Origin of the sequence: Stutzerimonas stutzeri (assembly GCF_024448935.1) — a bacterium.
GTDB lineage: Bacteria > Pseudomonadota > Gammaproteobacteria > Pseudomonadales > Pseudomonadaceae > Stutzerimonas > Stutzerimonas stutzeri_AO.
In genome coordinates, this window is the sequence record NZ_JAMOIE010000161.1 from 1 (window position 1) to 4,175 (window position 4,175).

Genomic DNA, 4,175 nt, shown 5'->3' on the forward strand with positions numbered 1-4,175 from the left:
CGAAGTGGTGATCTGGGGCAGTGGCAAGCCTCAGCGTGAATTTCTGCACGTCGACGACATGGCCGCCGCCAGCGTGCACGTGATGGAGCTGGACGATGAAACCTACCAGGCCCATACCCAGCCGATGCTTTCGCACATCAACGTCGGTACTGGCGTGGACTGCAGCATTCGCGAACTGGCGCAAACCATTGCGCGGGTCACCGAATATCAGGGTGAGTTGAAGTTCGACAGCAGCAAGCCGGACGGCACGCCGCGCAAGCTGTTGGATGTCTCGCGCCTGGCTGCATTGGGCTGGATCGCTAGCATTTCGTTGGAGGAAGGGCTACGGGATGCCTACGGCTGGTTTCTGAACAATCAGGACCGGTACCGGGCGTGAAATTGCCGCCCTTTGTCGATGCGAGCTAAGGACCATGTTCGTCGCCGGAGGCATTGGCGGCACCGGCCCAGACAGTCGCCAAGTGGTTGCATGAGACATCTTCTTGAAGCGCGACTGTTGGCGGTTTAGCTAATTTTTCGTTCGGAAGACCAACAACTTATGGACCAAAAAGGAAAACAGGCAATGGACATTCAGCCTGTAATTTTGTGCGGAGGCTCTGGTACGCGGTTATGGCCGCTGTCCCGGGAAAACTATCCCAAACAGCTGTTGACCCTCGCCGGCGAGCATTCGATGCTGCAGGCCACTGCGCTGCGCTTGCAGGGAGTCACTACGGCATCAGCGCAGTTATTGCCGCCGATACTGGTTGGCAACGAGGAATACCGTTTTCTGATTGCCGAGCAGCTTAGGCAGGTTGGCGTATCGCCGGCCACCTTGATGCTCGAGCCCTGCGGGCGCAATACGGCCCCTGCGCTTACGCTGGCAGCCTTGTGCGCGCAGGCGAATGGAGACGATCCCATTCTGGTCATCATGCCGGCCGACCACGTCATCCGGAATGAACACGCCTTTCAGCAAGCTGTACACACTGCTGCGCCGTTGGCAGCGGCAGGCAGGCTGGTGACCTTTGGCATCGTGCCCCAGGGGCCGGAAACCGGCTTCGGTTACATACGCCTTGGCGACAGCCTTTCAGACGAGGCATTCACGGTTGAACGCTTTGTCGAAAAGCCGGATCGCGAAACAGCCAAGGGCTATGTGGAGAGTGGCCAGTACCTGTGGAATAGCGGGATTTTTGTGGCGCGCGCCTCGGTCTGGCTTGAAAAGATCGACCGCTATCGCCCGGATATCTCTGCCGCATGCAAAGATGCCTTCATACAGGCCAATCGGGACGCCGACTTCTTCAGGCCCGAGCGGGAAGCCTTCTCAAGCTGCCCATCGGACTCCATCGACTACGCCGTGATGGAGCCGTTCACCGCAGACGCTGCCAGCGGGGCCGAGGTGGTGGTCGTTCCCCTGGATGCCGGCTGGTCAGACGTGGGGGCCTGGAGCGCATTGTGGGAGATCGGCGCCAAGGATGACGCCGGTAACGTCTTCACCGGGGAAGTCATTGCGGTGGGCACCGAGAACTCGCTGGTGCACAGCCAGCGGCTGGTGGCTACGGTGGGCCTCAAGGACATGATCATCATCGAAACGGCCGACGCCGTTCTCGTCGCCGACCGCCACCAGATTCAGCAAGTGAAGGATGTTGTGGGCCAGCTCAAGGCCGCCCATCACGCGGTCACGCTCTCGCATCGCAAGGTGTACCGCCCCTGGGGCTGGTATGACTCGATTGATTGCGGCGCGCGCTTTCAGGTCAAGCGGATTGTCGTGAACCCAGGCGGCGTGCTTTCGCTGCAGATGCATCATCACCGCGCCGAGCATTGGATCGTGGTTTCCGGCACGGCCCAGGTTACCCGCGAGGGCGAGACATTCCTGCTAGCCGAAAACGAGTCCACCTACATTCCGCTGGGTATCAAGCATCGTCTTGCAAACCCGGGGAAGTTGCCGCTTGAAATGATCGAGGTGCAGTCCGGTAGCTACCTTGGCGAAGATGACATTGTTCGCTTCGAGGACAACTACGGAAGAACCGAATGAGCATGCATCGTGCGGTTGAAGGTCGGTTTGCTTTCAGCCGCGCGTCATTCGGATTCGATCCCATCAGCCATTTTGCCGACTGACTTCCTCATGCGATCAACCAATCACCGTGCGCTCTCGGGGCTGCCCTCTCTTGTTTCCATAGTGATGCCTTCGTTCAACCAGGCGGCATTCATTTCCGAATCAATCAGAAGCGTGCTCGATCAGGACCACCCGAACATCGAGCTTATCGTAGCTGACGGCGGCTCAACGGATGGCACGCAGGAGATTCTGGCGCGCTATCAGTCACTCGACAGCCGCCTACGCTGGTTTTCCGAGCCAGACGAGGGGCCGGCGGATGCGTTGAACAAGGCATTGCGGCAAGCACGGGGCACGCTGATTGGCTGGCTGAATTCGGATGACCTTTATCTCCCAGGCGCCATTTCGCGCGCGGCCCATGAGCTGTCCAGCCCGAACAACCTCCTCATGGTGTACGGGCACGGCCAGCACATAGGTGAAAAGGGCGAGTTCATTGAACGCTATTCCACCCAGCGCCCCGACGTGGGGGCCGAACGATTTCGGGATGGTTGCTTCATTTGCCAACCCACGGCGTTCTTCAAACGCTCGCTCTGGCTGCTGCTTGGCCCGCTGGATACCTCGCTGAAAACCGCGTTCGACTTTGATTATTGGCTGCGAGCCTTTTTGGCTTTTCCGGGACGGATCGGCTTTATCGAGGCGGTGCAGGCATCTTCCAGGCTGCACGAGAACTGCATCACCATGAGAATGCGCCGCACCGTCGCACTGGACGGCATCTCTGTCGTGTCCAGGCACCTTGGCAACCCGCCTGGGCACTGGCTGTTGACCTATGCCGAAGAACTGCTCCACATGCCTTCAGCAGAACGCCCCGACGCTGATTTGCTCCGCCATCTGGAACTGACAATTTCACAGGTTTCGCACTGCTTCTCGAAGCAAGAGCGGGAACGCTTGAGCAGAACCTTGCGAGCCGATCCTCGCCTGCAAGAGCAGAACAAGATCGATTCAGCCACTAAATCAACTCACCAGAACAGCCTTAAATGAAAATGAGTATCTTCGTTACAGGCGGCGCCGGCTACATTGGCTCTCATACGCTGATCCAGCTTCTTGAGAAAGGGCACGACATCACCGTAATCGACAATCTTTCCAACAGTTCCCGCGTTGCGCTGGATCGGGCCTGCCAATTGAGTGGAAGTTCGGTGAATTTTATCGAGGCAGACATCTGTAATGCCGACGTGCTTGATTCGATCTTTGCAGAATCCCGCTTTGATGCAGTCATTCACTTTGCAGGGCTGAAAGCAGTGGGCGAATCTGTTGCCAAGCCACTCAGCTACTACGAAAAGAACGTCAACGGCACACTTTGCCTGCTGCAAGCCATGTCCCGCCATGCCGTCAAGACCCTGATCTTCTCGTCTTCGGCAACGGTATACGGAAACCCGGAGACTCTTCCGCTTGTCGAGGCTTCTCCTCGCGGTGCTACCAACCCGTATGGGCGCAGCAAGCTGATGGTTGAAGAAATCCTGGAGGACTTGCAGCTGTCCGATCCCGACTGGCGAATTGCCTGCCTTCGTTATTTCAATCCAGTTGGCGCGCATCCCAGCGGCCTCATCGGTGAAGACCCGCTTGGCGTTCCGAATAACCTGATGCCGTTTATCAGCCAGGTGGCCGCTGGAACTCGTGAAAGCCTTTCGGTATTCGGCGCGGATTATTCAACGCCCGATGGAACCGGGGTGCGCGACTATATTCATGTGATGGATCTGGCCAAGGGGCATCTGGCCGCACTTGATTATCTGAGGCGTGCGGAGCGGGGCGAGTTCCTTGCCGTCAACCTGGGGGCGGGGCGCGGATATTCTGTCTTGGAGATGGTCTCGGCGTTCGAGCGAGCCAGTGGCAGGCCGGTGCCTTACAAGGTCGTCGACCGGCGCCCTGGAGACGTTGCGAGCTGCTACGCCGACCCCTCACGCGCCGAAGAGCTGCTGGGCTGGAAGGCCGAACTGGATATCGACGCGATGTGTGCCGACACATGGAATTGGCAGTCGCGTAACCCTGATGGCTATCGTGCGGGTTGATGGCCGGTCCAATACCCTGTATCTGCCTGTGCGCCTCTTGTCCGGAGAATCCCATTGCCGGAAAAGGGGACAGATCTATTTTTCGGTCC

Annotated in this window: 4 protein-coding genes; all 4 read left to right on the forward strand. The window is 58.4% G+C overall.

Annotation, left to right across the window (positions count from 1 at the left end; genetic code table 11):
* Positions 1 to 376, forward strand: a 376-nt coding sequence (locus NA637_RS24040) for an NAD-dependent epimerase/dehydratase family protein (protein ID WP_256075019.1), incomplete at its 5' end; no start/stop codon positions are given.
* Between the two features lie 183 nt (positions 377 to 559).
* Positions 560 to 2,005 (forward strand): mannose-1-phosphate guanylyltransferase/mannose-6-phosphate isomerase, encoded by a 1,446-nt coding sequence (locus tag NA637_RS24045; RefSeq protein WP_256075020.1) that lies wholly within the window; start codon positions 560 to 562, stop codon positions 2,003 to 2,005.
* 9 nt (positions 2,006 to 2,014) lie between these two features.
* On the forward strand, positions 2,015 to 3,061 hold the full coding sequence (locus NA637_RS24050) for a glycosyltransferase family 2 protein (RefSeq protein WP_256075021.1): 1,047 nt from the start codon (positions 2,015 to 2,017) through the stop codon (positions 3,059 to 3,061).
* 2 nt (positions 3,062 to 3,063) lie between these two features.
* Positions 3,064 to 4,086, forward strand: coding sequence for a UDP-glucose 4-epimerase GalE (galE, locus tag NA637_RS24055; RefSeq protein WP_256075022.1), 1,023 nt, complete (start codon positions 3,064 to 3,066; stop codon positions 4,084 to 4,086).
* Positions 4,087 to 4,175 lie beyond the last annotated feature (89 nt).